The organism is Streptomyces sp. MRC013 (assembly GCF_023614235.1).
Taxonomy (GTDB): Bacteria; Actinomycetota; Actinomycetes; order Streptomycetales; family Streptomycetaceae; genus Streptomyces.
Genome location: NZ_CP094264.1, coordinates 2,947,297 through 2,971,049 on the forward strand (window position 1 = coordinate 2,947,297; position 23,753 = coordinate 2,971,049).

The 23,753-nt window shown below is 74.7% G+C and carries 25 protein-coding genes and 2 pseudogenes; 17 read left to right on the forward strand and 10 right to left on the reverse strand.

Annotation, left to right across the window (positions count from 1 at the left end):
- Positions 1–741: 741 nt before the first annotated feature.
- Positions 742–1,377 carry a TetR/AcrR family transcriptional regulator gene (locus LUW75_RS13540; protein WP_250335825.1) on the reverse strand — a complete coding sequence of 212 codons (636 nt, stop codon included), beginning with the start codon at positions 1,375–1,377 and terminating at the stop codon, positions 742–744.
- A gap of 99 nt (positions 1,378–1,476) precedes the next feature.
- Between LUW75_RS13540 and LUW75_RS13545 the strand changes: the two genes are divergently transcribed.
- Positions 1,477–2,130: a CatB-related O-acetyltransferase gene (locus LUW75_RS13545; protein ID WP_250335826.1), complete on the forward strand. Its 654-nt coding sequence runs from the start codon at positions 1,477–1,479 to the stop codon at positions 2,128–2,130.
- A gap of 85 nt (positions 2,131–2,215) precedes the next feature.
- Positions 2,216–3,133, forward strand: a pseudogene (locus LUW75_RS13550) (glycosyltransferase); the annotation flags it as partial.
- A gap of 295 nt (positions 3,134–3,428) precedes the next feature.
- On the opposite strand, the gene LUW75_RS13555 reads toward LUW75_RS13550, so the two are convergent.
- From LUW75_RS13555 to LUW75_RS13565, 3 genes are read right to left on the reverse strand one after another with little or no spacing between them, the layout of a single operon-like run.
- A complete protein-coding gene (locus LUW75_RS13555; protein ID WP_250335827.1) occupies positions 3,429–4,457 on the reverse strand; it encodes a LacI family DNA-binding transcriptional regulator in 1,029 nt (342 codons plus the stop codon).
- 24 nt (positions 4,458–4,481) lie between these two features.
- Positions 4,482–5,264 (reverse strand): response regulator transcription factor, encoded by a 783-nt coding sequence (locus LUW75_RS13560; protein ID WP_250335828.1) that lies wholly within the window; start codon positions 5,262–5,264, stop codon positions 4,482–4,484.
- Entirely contained in the window at positions 5,261–5,404 is a 144-nt protein-coding gene (locus LUW75_RS13565) for a hypothetical protein (RefSeq protein WP_250335829.1), read from the reverse strand. The genes LUW75_RS13560 and LUW75_RS13565 overlap by 4 nt, the downstream gene beginning before the upstream one ends.
- A 593-nt stretch (positions 5,405–5,997) precedes the next feature.
- Here LUW75_RS13565 and LUW75_RS13570 point away from each other — a divergent pair.
- The 7 genes from LUW75_RS13570 (at position 5,998) to LUW75_RS13595 (ending at position 10,609) form a co-directional block, all read left to right on the forward strand.
- On the forward strand, positions 5,998–6,252 hold the full coding sequence (locus tag LUW75_RS13570; protein ID WP_250335830.1) for a MoaD/ThiS family protein: 255 nt from the start codon (positions 5,998–6,000) through the stop codon (positions 6,250–6,252).
- 10 nt (positions 6,253–6,262) lie between these two features.
- Positions 6,263–7,777, forward strand: a complete 1,515-nt coding sequence (locus LUW75_RS13575) for a hypothetical protein (protein WP_250335831.1) — start codon at positions 6,263–6,265, stop codon at positions 7,775–7,777.
- A 147-nt stretch (positions 7,778–7,924) separates the two neighbouring features.
- Positions 7,925–8,614: an LmeA family phospholipid-binding protein gene (locus tag LUW75_RS13580; RefSeq protein ID WP_250335832.1), complete on the forward strand. Its 690-nt coding sequence runs from the start codon at positions 7,925–7,927 to the stop codon at positions 8,612–8,614.
- 231 nt (positions 8,615–8,845) lie between these two features.
- Entirely contained in the window at positions 8,846–8,929 is an 84-nt protein-coding gene (locus tag LUW75_RS24675; protein WP_349816468.1) for a putative leader peptide, read from the forward strand.
- A 149-nt stretch (positions 8,930–9,078) separates the two neighbouring features.
- A complete protein-coding gene (locus LUW75_RS13585; RefSeq protein ID WP_250335833.1) occupies positions 9,079–9,924 on the forward strand; it encodes a sulfurtransferase in 846 nt (281 codons plus the stop codon).
- Between the two features lie 36 nt (positions 9,925–9,960).
- The gene (locus LUW75_RS13590) at positions 9,961–10,248 is read left to right on the forward strand and encodes a DUF1416 domain-containing protein (RefSeq protein ID WP_250335834.1); all 288 of its coding nucleotides are present in this window, start codon (positions 9,961–9,963) and stop codon (positions 10,246–10,248) included.
- 97 nt (positions 10,249–10,345) lie between these two features.
- A complete protein-coding gene (locus LUW75_RS13595) occupies positions 10,346–10,609 on the forward strand; it encodes a DUF3099 domain-containing protein (RefSeq protein ID WP_250335835.1) in 264 nt (87 codons plus the stop codon).
- A 703-nt stretch (positions 10,610–11,312) separates the two neighbouring features.
- Here the strand turns inward: LUW75_RS13595 and LUW75_RS13600 are convergent.
- The 3 genes from LUW75_RS13600 to LUW75_RS13610 form a co-directional block, all read right to left on the reverse strand.
- Positions 11,313–11,606, reverse strand: a complete 294-nt coding sequence (locus tag LUW75_RS13600) for a hypothetical protein (protein WP_250335836.1) — start codon at positions 11,604–11,606, stop codon at positions 11,313–11,315.
- 224 nt (positions 11,607–11,830) lie between these two features.
- Positions 11,831–12,085 (reverse strand): hypothetical protein, encoded by a 255-nt coding sequence (locus LUW75_RS13605; RefSeq protein WP_250335837.1) that lies wholly within the window; start codon positions 12,083–12,085, stop codon positions 11,831–11,833.
- Positions 12,086–12,540: 455 nt separating this feature from the next.
- Positions 12,541–12,903 carry a DsrE family protein gene (locus LUW75_RS13610; RefSeq protein ID WP_250335838.1) on the reverse strand — a complete coding sequence of 121 codons (363 nt, stop codon included), beginning with the start codon at positions 12,901–12,903 and terminating at the stop codon, positions 12,541–12,543.
- A gap of 486 nt (positions 12,904–13,389) precedes the next feature.
- Between LUW75_RS13610 and LUW75_RS13615 the strand changes: the two genes are divergently transcribed.
- The 3 genes from LUW75_RS13615 to ygfZ are packed head-to-tail and all read left to right on the forward strand — an operon-like array spanning position 13,390 to position 15,441.
- Positions 13,390–13,962 carry a heme-binding beta-barrel domain-containing protein gene (locus LUW75_RS13615; protein WP_250335839.1) on the forward strand — a complete coding sequence of 191 codons (573 nt, stop codon included), beginning with the start codon at positions 13,390–13,392 and terminating at the stop codon, positions 13,960–13,962.
- Between the two features lie 38 nt (positions 13,963–14,000).
- Complete coding sequence (locus LUW75_RS13620) at positions 14,001–14,450, forward strand: Fur family transcriptional regulator (protein WP_250335840.1); 450 nt, start codon at positions 14,001–14,003, stop codon at positions 14,448–14,450.
- Positions 14,451–14,460: 10 nt separating this feature from the next.
- Positions 14,461–15,441, forward strand: a complete 981-nt coding sequence (ygfZ, locus tag LUW75_RS13625) for a CAF17-like 4Fe-4S cluster assembly/insertion protein YgfZ (protein WP_250335841.1) — start codon at positions 14,461–14,463, stop codon at positions 15,439–15,441.
- Between the two features lie 19 nt (positions 15,442–15,460).
- Here the strand turns inward: ygfZ and dtd are convergent, their stop codons facing one another.
- Positions 15,461–15,886 (reverse strand): D-aminoacyl-tRNA deacylase, encoded by a 426-nt coding sequence (dtd, locus tag LUW75_RS13630; protein WP_250335842.1) that lies wholly within the window; start codon positions 15,884–15,886, stop codon positions 15,461–15,463.
- A gap of 112 nt (positions 15,887–15,998) precedes the next feature.
- Between dtd and LUW75_RS13635 the strand changes: the two genes are divergently transcribed.
- A complete protein-coding gene (locus tag LUW75_RS13635) occupies positions 15,999–16,676 on the forward strand; it encodes an RsiG family protein (RefSeq protein ID WP_250335843.1) in 678 nt (225 codons plus the stop codon).
- Between the two features lie 78 nt (positions 16,677–16,754).
- Here the strand turns inward: LUW75_RS13635 and LUW75_RS13640 are convergent, their stop codons facing one another.
- Entirely contained in the window at positions 16,755–17,507 is a 753-nt protein-coding gene (locus LUW75_RS13640) for an ABC transporter permease (RefSeq protein WP_250335844.1), read from the reverse strand.
- A pseudogene (locus tag LUW75_RS13645) lies at positions 17,500–18,599 on the reverse strand (ATP-binding cassette domain-containing protein). The gene LUW75_RS13640 and the pseudogene LUW75_RS13645 overlap by 8 nt, the downstream one beginning before the upstream one ends.
- Before the next feature lie 105 nt (positions 18,600–18,704).
- On the opposite strand from LUW75_RS13645, the gene LUW75_RS13650 reads away from it, so the two are divergent.
- From LUW75_RS13650 to LUW75_RS13665, 4 genes are all read left to right on the forward strand, one after another.
- Complete coding sequence (locus LUW75_RS13650) at positions 18,705–19,466, forward strand: TetR/AcrR family transcriptional regulator (RefSeq protein ID WP_250335845.1); 762 nt, start codon at positions 18,705–18,707, stop codon at positions 19,464–19,466.
- A 17-nt stretch (positions 19,467–19,483) separates the two neighbouring features.
- Complete coding sequence (locus tag LUW75_RS13655; protein ID WP_250335846.1) at positions 19,484–20,131, forward strand: TetR family transcriptional regulator; 648 nt, start codon at positions 19,484–19,486, stop codon at positions 20,129–20,131.
- Positions 20,132–20,179: 48 nt separating this feature from the next.
- Complete coding sequence (locus tag LUW75_RS13660) at positions 20,180–22,216, forward strand: HelD family protein (protein WP_250335847.1); 2,037 nt, start codon at positions 20,180–20,182, stop codon at positions 22,214–22,216.
- Between the two features lie 119 nt (positions 22,217–22,335).
- The gene (locus tag LUW75_RS13665) at positions 22,336–23,511 is read left to right on the forward strand and encodes an ATP-grasp domain-containing protein (protein WP_250335848.1); all 1,176 of its coding nucleotides are present in this window, start codon (positions 22,336–22,338) and stop codon (positions 23,509–23,511) included.
- Positions 23,512–23,753: the final 242 nt, after the last annotated feature.

Genomic DNA, 23,753 nt, shown 5'->3' on the forward strand with positions numbered 1-23,753 from the left:
GCCCGGCACGAGGACGGACATTCGAGGCGCGGGCGGCGGAGGTGCGGCGGTGCGGGGAGGCGGAGGTCCGGAGGCGCGGCGGTGCGCGGAGGCGGAGGCGGCGGTGCGGGGAGGCGGAGGTCCGGCGCCGCGGAGGTGCGGAGTCGGTGGTGCGGCGCCGCGGAGGTGCGGGAGCCGGCGGCCGCGCGGAGTCGGAGGTGCGGTGGTGCGGGGAGCCGGCGGCCGCGCGGGCTTCCGGCCGCTGACGGGCCGCCAGTGCGGTGCCGCAGTAAATGCGGGATTCACCGCGGCGGAGCCCCTACCGTGATCGTCGCGGGCCGCGGCGAACCACTCCGGCCGCCAGGGCGAGGTGTACGCGTTCACTGCGGCAGCGCCGGAAGGGCGGGGCGGGCGTGACGACCGAACCAGTGACCGAACTCGGAGCAGGGGGCGTGCTTCGGTTGCCGCGCGCCCGCGTCGTGCCTACGTGCGCTCCTCCGGCCTCGTACACCGCGGCGGCCGAGCGGTACCTCACCGGTGCGGGCGTGCGAAGTCCTCCGCGCGGACCTACCGGATCCCGCTGACGACGTGGGGTGGACGTTCGCCGCCGAGCGCGACCCGGCCGCCCGCCGCCGCGGGTGAGCCCTCAAGGGTCGACCTGGCGGCTATCTGCTCCCCGGTGTCCGAACCAGGGCTACCGAACCGTGAACCAGGTCTTGTCGCGCTCTCGGTCGCGCTTGCGTTCGCTCCCCATCTCCTGGATCACACGTGCTCTTCCCGCTCTTCCCGACGGACGGAGAAGGCACCCGCGGCAGCCGCCAGGACCGCCGACTCCGCCGCCCGTTCCGGGAGTTGCGGATCCGGATCGGCACGCAGGAGCACTAGCCGGTGGTAGAGCGGCGCCGTGGCGGCGATCAGCAGGCTCCGCGCGTCCGTGTGCTGTGCGGGAAGCTCACCGCGCTCGACGGCGCGCTCGACGAGGATCTCGCACTGGGCGTACCGGTCCGTCCACAACCGGGTCTGGGCCCGCGCGGCCCGTTCGGAGTGGAACGAGGCGGCCATCAGGGCGACGGCGAACGACGGCCGTACGACCAGGGATTCCTGGATCTCCTGGTTGAGGGCCGTCAGATCGCCGCGCAGCGAGCCGGTGTCCGGCGGCTGCCACTCGACCTCGCCGGCGGCGTCGATGACGTCGACGAGCAGGCCGCCGACATCGCGCCAACGCCGGTAGACCGTGGCTCGGTGCACTCCGGCGCGCGTCGCGACACCCTCCATCGTGAGTCCTTCGTGACCGCCTTCAGCGAGTTCGGCGCGCACCGCATCGAGGACCTGGGCGCGGATGCGGGCGGTGCGACCGCCCGGACGGCGGTCCGACGTCGTGTCCAGTGGGTCTGTCATCGGCGATCAGTATCCGGTTGATCAAGGCGGCAGGGCCGTGCCAGCATCTTAACGCGACAGTTGTCGCTCCAGGTTCACCGGAGAGGAACCGCCTCCACGATGCCGCCCGTTCCCGCTGACCCCACCGTGCTCCACCCGATGCCCGGGCACCCGCGCGTGGTTCTGCTCAAGCCGCTGGTGGAGTCGCCGCTGATCGAGGTCGGTGACTTCACCTACTACGACGACCCGGACGACCCGACCGCGTTCGAGACGCGCAACGTCCTGTACCACTACGGCCCCGAACGGCTTGTCATCGGCAGGTACTGCGCGTTGGGGACGGGCACCCGGTTCATCATGAACGGCGCCAACCATCGCATGGACGGTCCTTCCACCTTCCCGTTCCCCACGATGGGGGGCTCCTGGGCGGAGCACTTCGACCTGATCACCGACCTGCCCGGCCGGGGCGACACAGTCGTCGGCAACGACGTGTGGTTCGGCCACGGCGCCACGGTCATGCCCGGTGTACGCATCGGCCACGGCGCGATCGTCGCCGCCGGCGCCGTGGTCACCGGCGACGTCCCCGACTACGGCATCGTCGGCGGCAACCCCGCCCGGCTCATCCGCACCCGCTACGACGCTGCGGACATCGCCCGGCTCCTCGCCGTGGCGTGGTGGGACTGGCCCGTGCAGCACATCACCGGGCACGTACGGACGATCATGTCGGGGACCGTCGCCGACCTGGAGGAGGCCGCCGCGCGGGTCGACCAGCCCTGACAGCGCGTCCTCGCCACACCGCCCGCTCCCGTCCCGCACCGGAAACGAGTGATCGCCCGTGTCCCGTCCCCGCGCCCATGTCGCGATGGTCGGCGTCCCCATCGTCAGTCACGTCCTGCCCAGCCTCGCGCTCATCCGTGAGCTGGTGGACCGCGGGCACCGGGTCACCTACGCCAACGACCCGTTCGTGGCCGACCGGATCGAATCCACCGGCGCGGAGCTGGTGCCGTGCACCTCCACGTTGCCCGTCGAGGACAACGACTGACCCGCCGATCCCATCGCAGCGGCGAGCCTCTTCCTCGACGACGCCGTCCAGGCGCTCCCGCAACTGCGCGCCGTCTACGACGACGATCCGGCCGACCTGTACCTCTACGACATCGGCGCCTATGCCGCGCGCGCCCTCGCCGAAGCCCAGGGCCGTCCCCTCGTGCAGCTGTCCCCGACGTTCGTCGGCTGGGACGGCTACCAGGAGGAAGTCGCGGCTCACCTGCGGAAGTCGCCGGGCGCCGATGCGTACCGGGACAGGTTCGCACGGTGGCTCGCCGACTGCGGTGCGACCACTACGGACGTGGACACGTTCTCCGGCCCGCCCGCCCGAGCCCTCGCCCTGATCCCGAGAGCGATGCAGCCGCACGCCGATCGAGTCGACACCGACACGGTGACCTTCGTCGGCCCCTGCTCCGACGCCCGAGCGGACACGGACGGCTGGACCCGCCCGGCGACCGCGGACAACGTGCTGCTGGTCTCGCTCGGCTCGGCGTACACGCGCCAGCCCGCGTTCTACCGCCGGTGCATCGCGGCCTTCGGCGGGCTGCCCGGCTGGCACGTCGTACTCCAGATCGGCAAGTACACCGACCCCGGGGAACTCGGCACCATCCCGCCCAACGTCGAAGTGCACTCCTGGGTCCCGCAGCGGGCGATCCTGGAACAGGCCGACGCCTTCGTCCCGGTCGACCGTCCTGGTGGAGCGCGCCGGCGCGAGGTCCGGCCGGCTCCCGTCCTCCCCGGCTCCCGCCCTCCCCGGCCGCCGACCGGTACGGCTGCGCGGAGCCGTGGCCGTCCCGGATTCGTTCCGCACCCGCGTCATGCCGTCTTCGAGCAGCGTTCGGACCCCGATCAGGTCCTCCGGCTTCCCGTCCTGCCGCGTCGGTGCTCCTCCGCCCACCCGAGATCACTCGTCCAACTCAACGAGACGCCCAGTAAGGGGAAACGACGACCACGGCAGTCACACGGCGCCACGTGTCCGTTGGCCGTAGCCATACGGGAACAGGGCCGGGGAGGCAGCCGCGCGCAGGCGGCTACGGGCCGCCGCAGCCGCAACTGCGGCGGACCACCAGCGCCGACGGGAACTGCTTCACGCGCTCCCGGCGCTCCGCGGACGCCTTCAGTCCGTCGTCCAGGACCAGGTCCACCGCGGCACGGGCCATCGCCGGCCGGTCCGACGAGACCGTCGTCAGCGGCGGGTCCGTCAGCGCGGCCTCCTTCACGTCGTCGAACCCGGCCACCGCCAGGTCCCCCGGCACGTCCAGCCGCAGTTCCCGCGCCGCGCGCAGTACGCCGATCGCCTGGTCGTCCGTGGCGCAGAAGATCGCGGGCGGCCGGTCGGGGCCCGACAGGATCTTCAGCGCGGTCTCGTAGGCGTCGTACCGGTCGTAGGCGGCCTGGTAGAGCCGTCCCTCGACGGAGCGGCCCGCCTCCCGCATGGCGCGGCGCCAGCCCTCGACGTGGTCGGCCACCGGGTCGCCGACGGACGGCGTCGACTCGATCCCGCCCAGGCACGCCACGTACGCGTGGCCGTGCTCCAGCAGGTGGCGGGTGGCCAGCCGCGCACCGCCCACGTCGTCCGTCACGACCGCCACGTCGTCCAGTGCCTCCGGACGCTCGTGGAGCAGTACCACCCGCGCGTCCCACGCCTCGATCTCCTGCGCGGCGGGCTCGCTCATGCCCTGGCTGACCAGGATCAGGCCGGCGACCCGCATTCCGAGGAAGGCGCGCAGGTAGTGGATCTCGCGCTCGTCGCGGTAGTCCGAGTTGCCGACGAGGACCATCTTCCCGCGGTCCGCGGCGGCCCTCTCCACGGCGTGCGCCATCTCGGCGAAGAACGGCTGCCGCGCGTCCGGGACGATCATGCCTATGAGGTCCGTGCGCCGGGACGCCATCGCCTGCGCCACCCGGTCGGGCCGGTAGCCCAACTCCTTGATGGCGGCGAGGACACGCTCGCGCGTGGCCGGGGCGACCGGCCGGGGTCCGTTGTTGATGACGTAGCTCACGACCGCGGTGGAAGTGCCCGCCAGCCGTGCCACGTCGTCCCGCGTCACCTTGGCCACGCGCGGCAGTCTACGCGGGGTGACCTACCTCCGTGCAGGTCGTGCGGCCGCTTCCGTCCCGCTCTCCGTCCGGGGGACCTCCGGCGCGGCCTCCTCGGCGCGTCCGCCCGCCCGCGCCTTGCCCGCGGAGCGCTCCGCCTTCTCCGGCGTCACGAACCGGTAGCCGACGTTGCGCACGGTGCCGATCAGCGACTCGTGCTCCGGCCCCAGCTTGGCCCGCAGCCGCCGCACGTGGACGTCGACCGTGCGCGTGCCGCCGAAGTAGTCGTACCCCCACACCTCCTGGAGGAGCTGCGCGCGGGTGAACACCCGGCCCGGGTGCTGGGCGAGGTACTTCAGCAACTCGAACTCCTTGAAGGTGAGGTCGAGGACCCGGCCCTTCAACTTCGCGCTGTAGGTCGCCTCGTCGACCGAGAGGTCGCCGCTGCGGATCTCCATCGGGGAGTCGTCGGCGATCTGCCGGCGGCCCGTCGCGAGCCGCAGCCGCGCCTCGACCTCCGCCGGGCCCGCGGTGTCGAGCAGCACGTCGTCGATGCCCCAGTCGGCGGTGACGGCCGCGAGCCCGCCCTCGGTGACGACCAGGAGCAGCGGGCACCCGGGGCCCGTCGAGCGGAGCAGCCGGCAGAGCGAACGCACCTGCGGCAGGTCGCGGCGGCCGTCGACGAGGACCACGTCGGCGCCGGGGGCGTCCACGAGGGCGGCCCCCTCGGCGGGGGCCACCCGCACGTCGTGCAGCAGCAGCCCGAGCGCCGGGAGCACCTCGCTCGACGGCTGCAGGGCGTCGGTCAGCAGCAGCAGGGAGCTCATCGCGAACCACCTGCCGGGGTCGTCGTCCCGCCGGTCGTCCGGTCGGCGGTGGTCCCGCCGGCCGTCGTCCGGTCGGCCGTCGTCCCGCCGGTCGTCGTTCCGCCGGTCGTCGTCCGGTCGTGCACGGTCGGCTCGCCCATCACGTCGGTTCCTCCTCGGTCCGTACGAGGACGCTGCGGCACTGCTTCCTCCGGTGTCCCACCGGGGCCCCGCGCCACCGGGCCCCGTCCACCCGCCCGTGACCACGGTGGGAAAACGCGAGAGGACCCGGGGGCTGCGTCGCCTCGGATCCTCCGTCGGCCACGATAACCCACGGAAGGGCCGGGACGGAGGGCCCGTTCCACAGTGTGGCCGTCCCCCCGCTCACACGCGCCCCGGGTACGGGCTCCGCGCGAACCGCGGGCGGAGCGCGCCGGCAGGCCCCACGCGGCCCTCCCGGGTCCCGCGGCCCTCCCGGCCCCTGGAATCCTCCCGGGCCGCGCACCGGCGCCCGGGGCCACGGCGGTACGGCGGCGCCGCGCACGGCTCACCGGGCCGCCGCGTACGGCTGGCTCCACCGGGGCGGCGGTCCGCCGGGGGTCCGGGTGGACCGCCGCCGGGAGCTCCGGCGCGGAATGCCGGGAGCGGGCCGTCCGCGCAGGTCGCCCGGCGGCTCACCGCACCGGCCGGGCCGTCCGCGTCCCCGCCGCCCCGGGCGTGGCCCATCATGGAGCCTGACGAAAGGAGCCCTCCCATGGCAGCCGGGACCATCCGCTACTGGGCCGCGGCCAAGGCCGCCGCCGGTACCGCCGAGGAACCGTACGCCGCGGAGACCCTCGCGGAGGCGCTGGCCGCCGCCTGTGAGCGGCACCCGGGAGAGTTTCCGCGGGTGCTGCGGAGGTGCTCCTTCCTGGTGGACGGCGCCCCCGTGGGAACGCGCGGGCACGAGACGGTACGGCTGGCGGAGGGCGGCACGGTAGAGGTGCTCCCGCCGTTCGCAGGAGGGTGAGCCGCACGGCATGAGCAGCGATCAGCAGTACCCCTACGATCCGCGCGATCCGTCGCCGTACGCGGACCGGCCGCACGGGGAGGGCTCCTTCGCGGAGCCGTTCCCCGCAGGGCCGTCCTCCGCCGACGCGGGCGCCGCGGGTGTGGACGTGGCGCAGACCTGGCAGGGCCAGACATGGGACACCCACTACCAACCGGTCGTCCAGCCCGGACAACCGCAGCCGCAGCCGCAGCCGCAGCCGCAGCCGCAGCCGCAGCCGCAGCCGCAGCCGCAGCCGCCGCCGCCGCAGCCGCCGACGGCGGACGGCGCCGGCCCCACGCCGTACGGCTCGAACGGCCACCCGCTGCCGCCGGGGCCCCCGGCGGGGTACGAGGCTCCGACGGCGTATCTGCCGCCGGTCACCGGCCACGGCCCGGCTCCGGTGTCCCGTGATTTCGCCCCGGCCCCTCACGGTCAGGCGGTTCCGGCGGGGTACGAGGCTCCGACGGCGTATCTGCCGCCGGTCACCGGCCACGGCCCGGCTCCGGTGTCCCGTGATTTCGCCCCGGCCCCTCACGGTCAGGCGGTTCCGGCGGGGTACGAGGCTCCGACGGCGTATCTGCCGCCGGTCACCGATCACGGTCCGGCTCCGGTGTCCCACACCCCGGCCGCCCCCGCGCACGACCGTGCACCCCGGCCCGGCACCCCGGCCGCCCCCGCGCCCGGCACCCCGGCCGCCCCCGCCGCCGAGCCCGGGTACGGCGCGCCGACCACCCTCGGCAACGCCCGCATCAGCGACGCCCAGCGAGCCCGTGCCGAGGGCCGGTCGCCGATCATCGACCCGGGCATCCGGCCCGCCGGGCTCACCGCGCTGCTCGGCGTCCTCCTCGCCGGGGGCGCCGCCCTCGGCCCGTACGCGCTGCTGGTCCCGCTGGTGCTGCTGCAGGCGGTCACCGCGGCCGGCTGGTTCCGGCTCAACGGCATGTGGCCCGCCCGCCAGGGCATAGCCCTCGCGTTCCTCGGCGGCGCCGTCGCGGACGCCGCGCTGCTCGCCACCGGTCCGGAGCACGCGCCCGCCGCGATCCTCGGGACCCTCGGCGTCTGGGTCCTCCTCGTCCTCGTCCTCCAGCTGCGCAGCCACGCGGCGGCGGAGGAGCGGATGTACGGGCTGACGGCGACCGTCGTCTCCTCGGCGCTCGCCGTCGTGGCCGCCGGCTTCCTGGCCGCCGACCCCGGCGCGGTCGTCGCCGGCGCGCTCGCCGTGGCCGCCGCGACGGTCACCCGTGCGCTGCCGCTGCCCGGCCCCGCCTCCCCGGTGGCCGCCCTGCTGGCGGGCGCGGGTGCGGGGGCCGCGGCCGGCGCGGCGACCGGGCCGGGCGCGCAGGCCGCCGTGGTGGGCCTGGCCGCCGGGGTGTGCGCGGTGATCGGGCTGAGGGTGGCCGCGTACGACTACCCGTCGCGGTTCGTCCACATGACGGCCGGTGTCGCCCTGCCGCTCACGGCCGCCGCACCCGTCGTGTACCTGCTGGGACGTGCGCTGGCCTGACCTTCCCGCCGGTCCCGGCACGGTGCCGTGCCGGGACGGCGGCGTGTGTGGCGCCCGGGGCGCCGGGGAACCAATGAGCGATCCGCGTTCGTCGACCATTCAGTCGGCGGGTGCCGGTCACCGACAGGGCGGGGGAAACACCGAACCATGCGAGCACTGCGCACACTGCTGATCATCGTCGTCGTCCTCGGCGGGCTCTTCACGGTCGCGGACCGGCTGGCGGTCGCCGCCGCGGAGTCGAAGGCGGCCGACCGGATCCGGGCCCGGCAGGGTCTGTCCGGCACGCCGGACGTGTCGATCCGCGGCTTTCCCTTCCTCACGCAGGCCCTCGCCAAGGAACTGGACCGGGTCGACGCGGCCATGACCGGCGTCGAGGTGACGGCGGGCGACCGCAGGGTCCGGGTCGGCGAACTGAGCGCCGAGCTGCACGGCGTGCGGCTGGAGAACGGCTACTCGCGCGCGGTCGCCACGTCCGCGACGGGCACGGCCCGCATCTCGTACGAGGAGCTGCGCAAGGCGTCCGACCACGACGTCGTCCTCGGCTACGGCGGCAACGGCAAACTGAAGGTCACCGGCAGCGTCGAGGTGCTGGGGCGGAAGGTGACGCGCAGCGTGCTGTCCACGGTGAGCGTCGTCGACGGCCAGACGCTGCGGGTGCGGGCCGACAGCGTGCCGGGCGAGGGCATTCCCGGCGTCGAGGAGCTGGTCCGCGAGCGAACCGACTTCGACCGCGAGGTGAGCGGATTTCCGGCCGGACTGAAAATCCGGAAGGTCCAGGCCTCCCCCGACGGCCTGGAGGTCACGGTGGCGGGCCGGAACGTGGTCCTGGCGGGCTGAGGGAGCCCCGCGGCGACCCGGGCGCCGAGCGGGCAGCGGGTCCCGCCGACACCTCGGGACCACATGGCGAGACGGCTCCGTCCGGCCCGCAGACGAACCGCGACGGCGCCCCTCCGCGGACCGGCCCCGGGTCGATCCCGGGGGGTTTCTCGTCCCACCTCGTGGATGTTCGCGTCTCATCATGCGACACGCCGGTGACACGGCCGCCGGTCCGTCCCTACGATCGGACCCATGACGAAGCGACGGGCGGACCTCACGAAGCGGCGGGCAGTAGACCTGTGCCGCGTCGCCGCCATGCTCTGTCGCGCCGTCTGAGCGGGCTCTCGCGCCCCGCGCTCCCCGGCCCTCCCGCCCGGAGGGCCCTGCCCCGCCGGAGCAGCCCCGCACCCCCGCGTGCGCGGAGCGCCCGGCGCCCCTCGACGCACCCGCATCCCCCCGCAGACTGCCCCGGAGGAGAAGACCACATGAGCCGCAGCGACGTCCTGGTAGACGCCGACTGGGTCGAGGCCCACCTCGACGACCCGAAGGTCGTCCTCGTCGAGGTCGACGAGGACACGTCGGCGTACGACAAGAACCACATCAAGAACGCCGTCCGGATCGACTGGAGGAAGGACCTGCAGGACCCGGTCCGCCGCGACTTCGTCGACCGGGAGGGCTTCGAGAAGCTGCTCTCCGCGAAGGGCATCGCCAACGACGACACCGTCGTGCTCTACGGCGGCAACAACAACTGGTTCGCCGCCTACGCCTACTGGTACTTCAAGCTCTACGGCCACGAGAGCGTGAAGCTCCTCGACGGCGGCCGCAAGAAGTGGGAGCTGGACTCCCGCGACCTGGTCGACGGCTCCGAGGTCCCGGACCGCCCGGCCACCGAGTACAGGGCCAAGGCGCAGGACACCTCGATCCGCGCCTTCCGCGACGACGTCGTGGCCGCCATCGGCAGCCAGAACCTGGTCGACGTCCGCTCGCCCGACGAGTTCAGCGGCAAGCTCCTCGCCCCGGCGCACCTCCCGCAGGAGCAGTCGCAGCGCCCCGGCCACGTGCCGAGCGCCCGCAACATCCCGTGGTCGAAGAACGCCAACGACGACGGCACGTTCAAGTCGGACGACGAGCTGAAGGCCCTCTACGCCGCCGAGCAGGTGGACCTGGAGAAGGACACCATCGCGTACTGCCGCATCGGCGAGCGCTCCGCGCTGACCTGGTTCGTCCTGCACGAGCTGCTCGGCCGGGAGAACGTCAGGAACTACGACGGCTCGTGGACCGAGTACGGCTCCCTCGTCGGCGTGCCGATCGAGCTCGGCCCCGCCCGGTAACCCACCCCATCCGCGACCAGTAAGGACAGGTACGACATGTGTGGAGCCCAGGTCGGCGGCCCCGACGCCTCCTCGATCAAGCCCGGTGAGACCACCATCCAGGGCCAGGTGACCCGCGACGGGGAGCCCGTGACCGGCTACGTCCGGCTGCTCGACTCGACCGGCGAGTTCACCGCCGAGGTCCCGACCTCCGCGACCGGCCAGTTCCGGTTCTACGCGGCGGAGGGCACCTGGACCGTCCGCGCCCTGGTGCCGGGCGGCACGGCGGACCGCCGCGTCGTCGTGGAGACGGGTGGCCTCGCCGAGGTCGCGATCGCCGTCTGAGACGGCGGTACCGCCGAACGGCCGAAGGGCCGCACCTCCTGGGGGTTGGACGCTCTCCGGGACTCGAGGTGCGGCCCTTCGGTCATACCCTGGAGGCGTGTACGCACGTCGCCGGCGCGCCTACTTCGCGCTGATGGGCACCTGCCTCGCCCTCTTCGTCAGCGCGTGCGCCCTCGTGCGGCTGTGGTCCGTGGAGGTGGCCGCGGGGATGGTCTTCGCGGCGATGCTCCTGCCGCCGCTCGCCGCGTGGACGGCGAACCGGCGGGGTCCGGACGACCGCTGGTGGGACGACCCGACCGGCGACCGGCAGTCCGACGAGTGGTGGGACGAGCTGGACGGCAAGAGGAAACCGGGGCCGTAGCGCGGGTGCCGACGGCGCGGCGGACCGCGGGGCCGTGGTGCCCCGCACCGTCGGCACCACGGCCGGTAGCACGCCTCCGGTGCGCCCGCCGCCGAGGAGGAAGCACTCGGGAGGGGCGGGTGGTGGGGGAGCGCCCGGGAGGGGCGGGTACCGGCAGCCGTCAAGGGGCCGCCGCCGGCCGGTACGGCCGGTGCGGGCCGCCGGGAGGCCGGCGGCGGAGAAGGGGGAGGGCGCCGCAGGCCCCGGGGGAAGACGCCGGTGGCCGACCGGACCGCACCCGGAGGGACGGGAAGGCCCAGCGCGCCCGTCTTCCCGGGCCGATCCGTCGTGCTCGCCGGCCCGCGGGTTCTCCGCGGACGCACGCGTGCGGCGATGCGCCTTGCCTGAACGCTGCCGGTGCTCGATGGAGCGGACCGATGGTACGGGGCGGGCTGGGCCTGCCGTCATGCCGACCGGACGTGCGGCTGCGTCCGGGCCGTTGAACTGGTTGTCCGTCTAGGAGGACGACGGAGCCGGGTGCGACGGTCGGGACGCACGGCCGCCCGCGGGGGGTGAAGGAAGAGGACACCGCCGGGGCGGCGAGGCGTGCGCCTCGGCCGTCAGGTCCCACGCTGCCCGTCCAGCCGCGCCGGACGGGGCCCGGAGCGGCTGGACGCCATGCCTGCTCGGCGTCTTCGGCGTACCTGGACGCCGAGCAGCATGATCAGCGGTTCTGGTGACCCTTGGGGAGGACCACCGCGGTCGCGTGGGCGTTGTCCTCGTCGACGATGTGCACCGACTCGTGCTCCTCCTCCTTGACGTTCTCGGAGCAGTCGATGTTGTTGTTCGCGGCCGAGAGGATCGGGATGTCGATGACCTCGATGACGTCGCAGCTGAGGACCTGGCTGCTGTTGTCGAACTTCGTCGTGTCGTCGTCGGCGGCCTGAGCGGTGCCGGCGGCACCACCAGCCACGGCCAGGGCGGCGAACGTGCAGGCGAGGGCGCTCTTGAGCTTCATCCTTCTCTTTTCCTTCTGAGTCTGAGAGATTTTTATGTCGTTGCGCCGACAGGGCGGAACGCCTGTGTGGCCGATACTCGGCCTCGGGTTCGACCGCAATGCCGGATTGTGGTTTTCCATGCCGTCAGAGTGCTGATGTCGGTAAGACATCAGATCCGCTTTCCGGCATCACCAATCAGTAAACGAAGCGCCGCCTCCGGGGGTATTGCTCCGACTGGGTGATGTCAGCGCCGCGACTCGTGCGTGACGCTGTGGCTCTGCTCGGAGTGGTAGTTCTTCGAGCAGTCGATGTTGTTATTCGCGGCGGAAGCGATCGGGACGTCCAGGACTTCCAGGCTGAAGCAGGAAAGAATCTGGGTCTCGTTGTAAAACTTGGGCGCGTCGTCCGCTTGCGCCATGCTGCCGCCGCTGCCCGCCAGAAGAGCTGCGGCGGACAGGGAGAGCGCCGCGAATCCCTTTTTACGCATGAGGACCTCCACCAGGCCTGGTCTCGTCGCCGGCACGTCTTCGGTGCCGACGGGCAGGAGAAAATACCCACCCGCTTCGTTGAACGACGGCAGGCACGGCGAGGCATTCCGCCATAAGAGTGGTGAAGTCGTCGCCCCGGCGGCGAAGAGGGCCGCGGGGGGAAAAGCGGTACCAGCCTGTCCGTGAGAAGGATTGAGAAAGACAGCAGGCTGGCACCGCCGCTTCGGAGGCGAGGAGTACCCCTCCGAAGGCGCCGAACCGGGGCCGCGGCCGTGGTCCTGGGAGGCCCGCGCATCCGCCGCTGCGCTTCGGCATCCTGTGCAACCCGCCGCGGCGGGGCGAAGTTCTCCGGAGTCACCCGGATGCGGGATTACCACGACAAGCGGCGACCGCCGCCGAGCCGCTTCCGCACGCCGGCGCGCGCCGGGAGGACCCGCCCGGCCGGGAACACCCCGGCGGGCGCCGGTCAGTAGACGAGGGCCTGCGCCCCGTCCTCCACGACCTCGCTCAGGAACACCTGGGCGCCGGCGATCCGCACGCCCTCGATCACGTCCTCCTCCGTGATGTCCCGGCGGGCCGCGCACTGCGTGCACAGGGTGATCCGGCCGACCGCGCGGATCGTCTCGATCAGGTCGGGCAGCGGCGCGGCGTGCGGCAGCTCGAACCCGGCGGCCCTCCCCGGCAGCGCGAACCAGGAGGACTCCCCGGTCAGCCACAGGGAGACCTCGACGCCGCTGGCCGCGGCGACCGCCGCCAACGTGAACGCCTGCGAGCACCGTTCGGGGGCGTCGGCCCCGGCGGTCACCTTGATCACGAGCTTCTTCGCCATGCCCCGAACTGTAATGCGCACGGGCGCGCCCCCTCCCGCCGCACGCCGGCGGGGCGTGCGGCCGGGACCCGGGGCGCCCGGGCGGCCCGTCCCGGAAGGACCCCGGTCCCCCTTCCCGCAGGGACCGGACCTCCGCGGAAGGGGGCCGAACGGCGGCGCCCGGGCGGCTCCCGCGGGCGTGCGGGCGGTTCCCGCCGGGCGGCTCCCGCCGACCGGGCCGGCCCCGACCGGACCGGCCTCCTCCGCGCCCCGCCCCACCTCACGGGGGCGGGCCGGCCCCCACCCATTAGGCTGGGACCAGGTCCCCGTACCGGACCGCCCGTCGCCCATCCGAGGAGCCCCCCGTGCTTGAGGCCTTCTTCTCCGCCCTGCTGGTCCTGGTCTGCGTCGGCGTCCTCGCCTTCGCCTGGCTGACCGTGAAGAAGCTCTACCAGGGTCAGCGCTGACCCCCCGCACCCGCACAGATCGCCGGAGCAGCCTGACACCATGATCCAGATCCCGTCCGACCTGCACCCGGACCTCGTCCCCCTCGCGTTCCTCCTCGGCACGTGGGAGGGCGCGGGCGTCTCCGACTTCCCCGGCGCCGAGAAGTGCAACTTCGGCCAGTCCGTGACCTTCGGCCACGACGGCCGGGACTTCATCGAGTACACCTCCCGCACCTGGGTCCTGGACGCCGAGGGCGGCAAGGTCCGCCCGCTGGAGAGCGAGAGCGGTTACTGGCGCATCGGCAAGGACCGCAGGGTCGAGGTCGTCATGGTCCGCGACCAGGGCGTCGTCGAGGTCTGGTACGGCGAGCTCGCCGAGAAGAAGCCGCAGATCGACCTGGCGACCGACGCCGTCGCCCGCACCGCCGCCTCCGGCCCGTACAGCGGGGGCAAGCGGCTCTACGGGTACGTCAAGAGCGACCTGATGTGGGTCGGCGAGAAGGCCACCCCCGAGGTGCCGCTGCGCCCGTACATGTCGGCCCACCTGAAGAAGGTCGTCACCCCGGAGGAGGTCGAGGCCATGGCGAAGGGCCTGGGCGACCTGCCGGACGACGGCATCGCCTTCTTCCGGTAGCCCCTGCCGAGCCGGCCGGTGCTCCTACACTGGAGCGCGTGGTGAGCACCGACTGGCAGAGCGACCTCAGGCAGCGCGGCTACCGGCTGACGCCGCAGCGCCAGCTCGTCCTGGAGGCGGTGGACGTGCTGGAGCACGCGACACCCGACGACATCCTGACCGAGGTGCGCAAGACCGCCTCCGGCGTCAACATCTCCACCGTCTACCGGACCCTGGAACTCCTCGAGGAGCTGGGTCTGGTCAGCCACGCCCACCTGGGCCACGGCGCGCCCACGTACCACCTCGCCGACCGCCACCACCACCTGCACCTGGTCTGCCGGGACTGCCAGGGCGTCATCGAGGCGGACGTGTCGGTGGCGGCCGGTTTCACCCGCGAGCTCCTCGACGCGTTCGGCTTCGACACCGACATGAAGCACTTCGCGATCTACGGCCGGTGCCGGGGCTGCACGCGGAAGGCGCGGACGGGGGCGCCGGAGGACGGGTCGTAGGCTGGACGCCATGCAGCGCCCTTCACCGACCAGCCCCCTGCTGTCCCTGCCCGGTGCCGTCCCCGCCGAGGGGCGGGACGAGGGCGTCGCCGCGCACTACGGCGACCCCTTCCGCGAGCAGCGCGCCCTCGCCGCGGGAAGCGGCCTCGTCGACCTCTCCCACCGGGGCGTCGTCACCGTCGGCGGCGAGGACCGGCTGAGCTGGCTCCACCTGCTGCTCACCCAGCACGTCAGCGAGCTCCCGCCCGGCCGCGCCGCGGACGCGCTGATCCTCTCCGCGAACGGCCACGTCGAGCACGCCCTGTACCTCGTCGACGACGGCACGACGGTGTGGGCGCACGTCGAGCCCGGCACGCGGGAGGCGCTCCTCGCCTACCTGGAGTCGATGAGGTTCTTCTACCGCGTGGAGATCGCCGACCGCACGGACGACGTCGCCGTGGTCCACCTCCCGGCCGGCTCGATCGCCGGAGTGCCGGACGGGACCGTCGTCCGGGAGACCCCGCACGGCCGGGAGCTGTTCCTGCCGCGCGGCGAGCTGGAGGCGTACGCCGCCGCGCACGGCCCGCTCGCCGGGATCCTCGCGTACGAGGCGCTGCGCGTGGAGGCGCACCGGCCGCGGCTCGGCTTCGAGACCGACCACCGCACGATCCCCCACGAGATCGGCCTCATCGGCCGGGCCGTCCACCTCCAGAAGGGCTGCTACCGGGGCCAGGAGACCGTCGCCCGCGTCCACAACCTGGGGAGGCCGCCGCGCCGCCTGGTCTTCCTCCACCTGGACGGCAGCGAGGTGCACCTGCCGCAGCACGGCGCGCCCGTACGGCTCGCCTCCGACGGCCCGGAGGGGCGGCAGCTCGGCTTCGTCACCACGGCGGTCCGCCACCACGAGCTGGGCCCGATCGCCCTGGCGCTGGTGAAGCGGAACGTGCCGGTCGACGCGCCGCTCCTCGCCGGCGGGACGGCGGCGGCGCAGGAGCCGGTGGTGGAGCCGTAGGGCTCCGTACCGGTCGGGGTCAGACGTCGACGATCACCGTGAACGGGCCGTCGTTGGTGAGCGAGACCCGCATCCGCGCGCCGAACCGGCCCGTCGCCACGGTCGCCCCCATCTCCCGCAGCCGCGCCACGACCTCGTCGACCAGCGGCTCGGCCACGTCGCCGGGGGCCGCCGCGTTCCAGGTGGGGCGGCGGCCCTTGCGGGCGTCCCCGTAGAGGGTGAACTGGGAGACCACCAGCAAGGGCGCGTCCACGTCCGAGCAGGACTTCTCGCCGTCCAGCACGCGCAGTCCCCACAGCTTCCGCGCCAGCCTCGCCGCCTCGTCGGGGGTGTCCTCGTGGGTGACGCCGACGAGGACGCACAGGCCCTCGCCGACGATCTCCCCGACCGTCTCGCCCGCGACCTCGACCCGGGCCCCGTCGACCCTCTGCACCACCGCTCGCATACGGCCCAACCTACCGGGGCCGAACGGGTGCACAGGACTGCGCGCCGCATGAGGGAGTGGCACCATGCCTGTCAGGCGGTGCGCCTGAAGCACCGGTCGAGGGGACGGAAACATGAGCACACCTGGCACCGGGCGGCAGCCCGGCCCCACCACGGCCGCCTGTGCCGGTCCGGCGCTGGAGCGGGCCCGTCCGCCGATGCAGCGGTCCGCCGCCGGGCCGTCCGCCGCCGGAGCGGGGACGGCGGGCGGGACGAGGCGGGGAGCCGGCCTGGCCGCGCCGGAGGCCGTACGACCGCCGGAGTCCACCATGTCGCCCGACCTGAGGACACTGCACCTCGACGAGTTGCGGACACTGCGGCGCGACTCGCACGCCGACGAGGCCGACCTGAGTTACGTACGCCGGTTGCTGCAGGGCCGCATCGACATCCTCCGCGCGGAGCTGGCGCGGCGGGCGGCGCCGGAGGTCCCGGTGGTGGACCGGCTGCCGGAGATCCTCGTCGACGCGCCGTCGGTCCGCCGCCCCGCTTCCGCGCGGCACCTGACGCTGTCCACGCCGAAGAGCGAGGAGTACCGGGTGCTGGCGGCCGAGATGCTCGCCGAGGTGGAGCTGTCCGACCTCGGCGCCCGCACGGACACCGAACTCCGCGAGGCGATGGGGCGGCTGGCCCGGCACGAACAGGTGGTCTCCCGCCGCCGCCAGGAGCTCCAGCGCACGGCGGACGACTGCGGCGCGGAGATCGCCCGCCGGTACCGGGAGGGCGAGGCGCAGGTCGACGACCTGCTGGTGTGAGGCGGTGGCGGAGGGTGGAGAAGACCCTGCCGGGGGCCGGGCGGAGGGACCGGCAGGTGTCGTGCCACCGCGTGCGCGTCACTTCGTGCGGGCGCGGAAGAGCACGCCCGACAGGCCCAGGGCCACCGCCGCCAGCCCGCCCCACCACGCCAGCGCGATCCACGGGGCGTCGCCCACCGGCCGGTCGAGCAGCAGGCCCCGCAGCGACTCGATCACCGGTGTGACCGGCTGGTGCTCCGCGAAGCCGTGCAGCCAGCGCGGCATCGTGTCGATCGGGACGAACGCGCTGCTCGGGTACGGCAGGAACATCATGAAGAAGGTGAACCCGCTCGCCGCCTCCGGGGTGCGCGCCAGCAGCCCGGCCGCCGCCGACAGCCACGACACGGCCAGCACGAACGCCAGCAGCAGCCCCAGCGCCGCCGCCCACCCGGCGAACCCGGCCTCGGGGCGGAAGCCGATCAGGAACGCGACGCCGACGACGAGGGCCGTCGACAGCACGTTCCGCAGCACGCTCGCCCCGACGTGCCCGGCGAGGATCGGCGTCGCCCCCACGTCCAGCGAGCGGAACCGGTCCACAATCCCGGCCTTCATGTCCTCGCCGACCCGCACGGCGGTGGTGGACGCGCCGAACCCGGCGCACAGCAGCAGGACACCGGGCACGACGTACGTCACGTACGAGGTGCGCGTGCCGGTGTCGATGGCGCCGCCGAAGAAGTAGACGAACACCAGCATCAGCATCACCGGCAGCACCATGGCGGTGATGAGCGCGTCGGGGTTGCGGCGGCCGAGCCGGACGCTCCGGCCGACGAGGGTGAGGGCGGCGTCAGACACGGTGGGGCTCCTTCGCGGCGGTTCCGGTTCCGAGGACGGTGGCGGTGGCGGCGGTTCCGGTTCCGGCTCCGGCTCCGGTCAGGGCGAGGAACACGTCGTCGAGGGTCGCGGTGCGCACCGCGAAGCGGGCGATGTCGGTGCGGTCCGGATCGAGCGCGTCGAGCAGCGCCCGCACCTGCGGGGCGGTTCCGTCGGTGGGGAGTCCGAGCACGAGGCCCTCGGGGGGACCGGACGGGACCGGTTCCCGCGGGGCCGGTGCGGACGCCACGGGGCCGGAACCGGCGGGCGTCGCTCCGCGGGCCACCGCCCGCGCCCCCGCCGCGAGGCGGCCGTACGCCTCCGCGTCCGCGGCCACCAGGTCCAGGCGGTGGCCGGCCACGCGGGACTTGAGCGCGTCGGCCGTCCCCTCGGCGACGATCCTCCCCCGTCCACGACGGCCACGCGGTCGGCCAGCCGGTCGGCCTCCTCCAGGTACTGGGTGGTGAGGAAGACCGCCGCGCCGCCCGCCGCCAGATCCCGTACGACCTCCCACAACTCCTGGCGGCTGCGCGGGTCGAGGCCGGTCGTCGGCTCGTCCAGGAAGACCACCTCGGGCTCCCCGACGAGCCCGGCCGCCAGGTCGAGGCGGCGCCGCATCCCGCCCGAGTAGGTGCCGACGAGCCGGTCGGCGGCGTGCGCGAGGTCGAACCGCTCCAGCAGCGCGGTGGCGCGGTGCCGGGCGGCGCGCCGGGACAGCCCGGACAGCCTCGCCGTCGTGCGCAGGTTCTCGGCGCCGGTCTGCTGGTCGTCCACGGCCGCGTACTGCCCGGTCAGGCTGATGGCCCGGCGGACGCGGGCGCGTTCGGCGACCACGTCGTACCCGGCGACCCGCGCCCTGCCGCCGTCCGGCGGGGTGAGCGTGGCCAGGACGCGGACGGTGGTGGTCTTCCCGGCGCCGTTCGGGCCGAGCAGGGCGAAGACGGTGCCGCGCTCCACGCGCAGGTCGAGCCCGTCGAGGACGGGGACGTTCCGGTACGACTTGCGGAGGCCGAGGGCCTCGACGGCGGCACCGGTGACGGCTTCCGCGGCGGTGCGGGCGGTATGGCCCGGCATGGCGTTCCCCCTTACTGCGTATGTCATACGCGCTACTGCGTAAGGCTTACGCATTACTAGGATGGGTGTCAAGCGGCCCGGCGCCCGGGCCGGGGTCCGGAAGGGGTGGAGCCGGTGGCGGACGGTGGCGGTACGGGGCTCACACCCGGCCTGGAGGCCGCCTGGGGCCTGCGGGAGCGCCCCGCCAAGGGACCCAGGCCCGGCCTGAGCGTGCACCGGATCGTGGACGTGGCGGTCGCCCTGGCCGCGTCGGAGGGCCTCGCGGCGGTCTCCATGGGGCGCGTCGCGAAGAAGCTGGGCGCCTCCACCATGTCGCTGTACCGCCACGTCGGTTCCAAGGACGAGCTGTACGTGCTGATGCTGGACGCCGCGATCGGCGCGCCCCCGGATCCGCCGCCGCCCGGCACCGGCTGGCGCGACGCCCTGGCCCGCTGGGCGTGGGCGCAGCGCGAGATGTTCCAGCGCAACCTGTGGGCGCTGCACGTCCCCGTCTCCGGCCCCCCGGTCACTCCCCACTCGGTGGCGTGGTGGGAGGCCGGCATGGCGGCGATGGCGGACACGCCGCTGGACGAGGGGGCGAAGGTCTCGGTGGTGCTGCTGCTCGGCGGGTTCGTGCGGAACGAGACCCGGGTGATGGCCGACATCGCCGCGGCGGCCGCGGCGACGGGCGACACGCCCGAGCAGGTGATGGGCCGCTACGGCCGCACGCTGCGGCTGCTGGCGGACCCCGGGCGGTATCCGGCGGTGGCGCGGGCCCTGGAGTCCGGCATCATGGACGGCCCCGGCGACCCGGACGACGAGTTCCGCTTCGGTCTGGCCCGCCTGCTGGACGGGGTCCAGGTGCTGGTGGAGCGGCAGCGTGGCTGAGGGGGGGCGCGGGGCCGGTGAGGGGCGCGGGGGCGGGTGGCGGCTCGGCCGCCGGCCCCGGCCTGCGGGAGCGGAAGAAGGCTCAGACCCACCGGGTCATCTCGGATGCGGCCGTCGCCCTCTTCCTGGAGCGCGGTTTCGACCGGGTCTCCGTCGCCGAGGTGGCGGCGGCGGCCGGGGTCTCGAAGCCGACGCTGTTCCGGTACTTCCCGGCCAAGGAGGACCTGGTCCTCCACCGGTTCGCGGACCACCTCGACGAGGCCGCGCGCGTGGTCGCCGCCCGCGGGGAGGGCGTCGGGCCGCTGGCGGCGCTGCACCGGCACGTCCTCGACGGCCTCGCCCGCCGCGATCCGGTCACCGGGCTGAGCGACGAGCCATCCGTCCTCGCCTTCCACCGGCTGCTGTACGGCACCCCGAGCCTGGTGGCGCGCTTGTACGCGTACCAGGGCGAGTCCGAGCGGGCGCTCGCCGGGGCGCTCGGCGGGGGCGTCGGGGCGCGGCTCGCGGCGGGGCAGGTGATCGCCGTGCTGAGGGTCCTGGCGGAGGAGAACTGGCGGCGGATCGAAGCCGGGGAGAGCGCGGAGGCGGTTCGTCCGGACGCGGTCGCGGCGGCGGACACGGCGTTCCGCCAGCTGACGGGGGGACTGGCGGACTGGGTCCGTTAAAACGTTACTAGGTTAAAAAAGAGACCCGGTTGCTTTATTCTCGGGGGAATGACGCCACTCGACCACGAGCTGCTCCGGGAACGGGCCTTCCACGACCTCTGCCGCGCCGCGCTGACCCGCATGGCGGACGGCGCCGCCGAAACCGTCGTCACCGGCGAGGACGTCTCCGCCTCCGGGGCCGACGCCGAGAACCTCGGCTACCACCTGCGCAGCCGCGCCAGGGAACTCCACGAGGAACCACCCGGCCCGCTCTTCTTCGGCCGCCTCGACCACGCCGACGGCCGCAGCCACCACATCGGCCGCCGCCGCGTCGCCACCCACTCGGCCGAGCCGCCGCTCGTCGTCGACTGGCGGGCGCCCGTGGCCCGGGCGTTCTACCAGGCCCGGCCGGAGGACCCCCAGGGGGTGCGGGTCCGGCGGCGCTTCGGCTGGGCCCCGTACAGCAAGGGCGACTCCGCCGACCTGACCGGCCTGGAGGACGAGCACCTCCAGCACCCGGCGCCCGGAACCACCCCCGCCGCCGACGTGGACGGCCTGCTCGCCGCCGAGATCGAGAGACCGCGGGTCGGGCCCATGCGGGACATCGCCGCGACCATCCGGCCCGAGCAGGACGACCTCGTCCGCGCCCCGCTCGGCACCTCCCTCTGCGTCCAGGGCGCCCCCGGCACCGGCAAGACCGCCGTCGGCCTGCACCGCGTCGCCTACCTGCTCTACACCCACCCCCGGCGCGTCCAGCGGGACGGGATGCTCGTCCTCGGCCCCAACCGGGCCTTCCTCGCGTACGTCTCCGAGGTGCTGCCCGCCCTCGGCGAACGGGACGTCCGCCAGACCACCGTCGACGAGGAGATCGCCCGCACCGTCGGCCACACCCCGCGCGCCGAGGACACCGCGGCGGCGGCGGCCGTCAAGCACGACGCCCGGATGGCCGTCGTCCTGCACCGCGCCCTCCACGCGCGCGTGAGGCCCCCCTCCGAGGAGCTGGCCGTCCCGGACGGCACCTACCGCTGGCGCGTCCCCGCCGACGAGCTCGCCGCCCTCGTCGAGGGCGTGCGGGCGGAGGCCCCGCCGTACCCGGTCGGCCGGGAGCGGTTGCGCAGCCGGGTGGTACGGGCCCTGCGCGCGCGTGCCGAGCGGCGCGCCGGACCCGTGGGCGCCGCCTGGGAGCGGCGCGTCGGCCGGTCCCGGCCGGTGGCGGCGCTGCTCGACGCCTGCTGGCCCCGGGCCGTACCCGAGCAGGTGCTCGCCGAGGTGCTGGCCGACCCGTGCGACCCCGCGCTGACCGGCGCCGAACGCGAGGCGATCCGCTGGGCCCGGCCCCCGCGCTCGTACCGCTCCGCCCGCTGGACCGCCGCCGACCTGGTCCTCCTCGACGAACTGGCCGGGCTGATGGAACGCCCCGCCGGCCACGGCCACATCGTGGTCGACGAGGCGCAGGACCTGTCGCCCATGCAGTGCCGGGCCGTCGCCCGCCGGAGCGCCGCGTCCGGTTCGCTCACCGTGCTGGGCGACCTCGCGCAGGGCACCACCGCGTGGGCGGCCCGCGACTGGCGGGAGCAGATGGCGCACCTGGGCCGCCCGGACGCCCGCGTCACCGCCCTGACCGCCGGCTACCGGGTGCCGGGCGCCGTCGTGGACCTGGCCAACCGGCTGCTCGGCGCCCTGCGCGTGGACGTGCCGCCCGCCCGCGCGGTGCGCCGGGACGGCGAGGTGGCCGTCCGGGCGGTCACCGACCTGGACGCCGCCGTCGTGGACGCCGTGCGCGCGGCACTCGGCCGGGAGGGCTCCGTCGGCGTGATCGCGGCGGACGCGGCGTGCGGGCGGCTGCGCGACGCGCTGGCGGCGGCCGGGGTCGCGACCGGGCACCCCGGCGAGGTGGCCGCCGACGCGCCCCGCACCACGGTGGTGCCGGCCGGACTGGCGAAGGGCCTGGAGTACGACCACGTCGTCCTCGCCGAACCCGCCGCCGTCGCGGAGACCGGGCCGCGCGGTCCGAACCGGCTCTACGTGGCCCTCACGCGCGCGGTGTCCCGGCTGGACGTCCTGCACGCCCGGCCGCTGCCGGCGGAGCTGCGCGCGGCGCCCTGACCCCGTGGCGCCGGGCCCGCCGCACGGGCCCGGCGCGGGGGCGGTACGACTACGATCGGCCGTGTGGAGTGGGGGGACGGACACCGCGCGGGCCGTGCGCGCGCCCCGGAGCGGGCGCCGTGACGCTCGTCGTCCTCGGCGCCGACGCGGCGGTCGCCCGCGCGGCGGCCGGCCTGCCCGTCGACGTCGTCCACGTACGGCTGCCCGGCGCCGCGCCCCTCGACGCGCCCGCCGCCGCGTACCACGCGGCCGACTACCAGCACGGCCCGACCTTCCGGGCCTTCGTCGACGAGGTGCTGCGGCCCCTCGCCCCGGCCGCCGTCGTCTCGCTCACCGAACTCGGACTCGAACCGGCGGCCGCCGCGGCCCGCCGCCTCGGCGCGGCCGGGACGCCCCCGGAGGTCGTACGGGCGACGCGCGACAAGCTGGAGATGCGGCGCGCCCTGGAGCGGGCGGCCCCGCACCTGAACCCGCCGTTCGCCGCCGGCGACGACGCGGAGGCGGTGGCCCGGCTGTTCGGCGGGGGCGCCCCCGTGGTCGCCAAGCCGGTGGCCGGCACCGGCAGCAACGCGGTCGCGCTCGTACGCTCGGCGTCCGCCCTGCCGAAGGACCGCAGGACCCGTGCCACGCTTCTCGAACGGTACGTCGACGGACGGGAGTTCAGCGTCGAGACGCTCTCCTCGGGCGGGCGCCACACCTGCCTCGGCATCGCGGAGAAGCACACCGAGGGCGAGGCGTTCGTCGAAGTCGCCCATCTGATGCCGCCGCCGTCACTGGACGCGGTCGGGCGGCGTCGGGTGGAGCGGGCGGTCGCGGAACTGCTCGACGCGGTGGGGCTCACGGACGGCCCGGCGCACACGGAGGTCAAGGTCGACGGCGCCCGCGTGACCGTCGTCGAGACGCACACCCGCCCCGGCGGCGACGGCATCCCCGACCTCGTCCGCCTCACCCGGGGCGTCGACTGGCGGCGCGCCGCCCTGGGCTGGGCGATCGGCGAGGGCCCGCGCGAGGAGCCGGACGGGGCACCGGCGGCGGCCGCGGCGACCGTGTTCGTCACCGCCCCGCCGGGCCGCGTCACGGCGGTCGCCCCGCCGCCCGAGCCGACGCGGTGGCGGCTGCTGCGCTGGGACGTGCCGGTGGAGCCGGGCGACCCGGTCACCCCGCTCAGGTCGTCCGCGGACCGGCTCGGCACGGCGGTGCTGACGGCGGACGGCACGCGCGCGTGCGCGGCCGCGGTCGACGAACTGCGGTCCCGGGGGACGGTGAGGACGGGCACCTCGAAGGGCGAGGCGTGACACACCGAAGCGATCGGCCGGGCGGAACCCCGGGCGGTCCGCCGCCCCTGCCGGTCCGCGCCCCCGCCGCCCGCCGCCCGCCGCCCCGCCGGTCGTCCGCGGACTTCGAAGGCCGCCGCACGGACGCCTCGGCGGTCCCGAGCGCGGCTGCGTTCCCGCCGGGCGCCGGCACACCCCCTCGGCCGGGAGGCACACCGGACGTTCCACGGTCCCCGGGCCCGGCCGTGCGCACCCGCAGAAGA